Genomic DNA, 614 nt, shown 5'->3' on the forward strand with positions numbered 1-614 from the left:
CCCGCCATGGCCGTTTCCGCCGCACCATGCAAGCGGCACTTCGTCGCCCACCATCTGCCGCACCATGTCGGCCGTGCCCTCGGCAACCAGCGGCGAATGCGAGACGATGACGATGCCGACATTGCTCATGCGCTTTCCCCGAGGCTGTGCGCCACTGTGCGCACCAGCAGCGCGGTTGAGCGCGCGCCGGCGTCCATATGACCGATCGATCGGTCGCCCAGGAACGAGGCGCGGCCACGCAAGGCTTTCATAGGCACGGTCGCGTCGGCCGCGGCGTCGGCGATATCGGCGATTTCAAGAGCTGTCTTTCCCTGCAGCAGCGCGTCATGCACCGGCTGCAGCACGTCGAGCATGGTTTTTTGTCCGATCTGCGATTTGCCGCGTGCTGCCACAGCTTCGATCGCCTTGCCGAACGCCGCCGTCAGATTGGCGCGATCGGGTTTCGCCGAAATCTCCTTGCCGAGTGCCAGGAACAGGGTGCCGAACAGCGGGCCGGAGGCGCCGCCGACCGTCATCACCAGCTTGGTGCCGATCGCCTTCAGGGCATCGGGCAGCGGTTTGGCCGAAAATGCTTCGGCTTCGGCGCGCACGGCCTCGAAGCCGCGCTTCATGTT

The 614-nt window shown here is 65.8% G+C and carries 1 protein-coding gene and 1 pseudogene; both read right to left on the minus strand.

The genetic code is table 11. The annotated features are described in order from the left end of the window. Positions 1–129, minus strand: a pseudogene (locus EOA22_RS36420) (PTS mannose transporter subunit IID); the annotation flags it as partial. Further along, the coding region (gene dhaL / locus EOA22_RS36425; protein ID WP_127390757.1) for a dihydroxyacetone kinase subunit DhaL at positions 126–614 on the minus strand (489 nt) is incomplete at its 5' end. The pseudogene EOA22_RS36420 and the gene dhaL, both read right to left, overlap by 4 nt.

The organism is Mesorhizobium sp. M7A.F.Ca.US.014.04.1.1, assembly GCF_003998745.1.
In the GTDB taxonomy this organism is placed as follows: Bacteria; Pseudomonadota; Alphaproteobacteria; order Rhizobiales; family Rhizobiaceae; genus Mesorhizobium; species Mesorhizobium ciceri.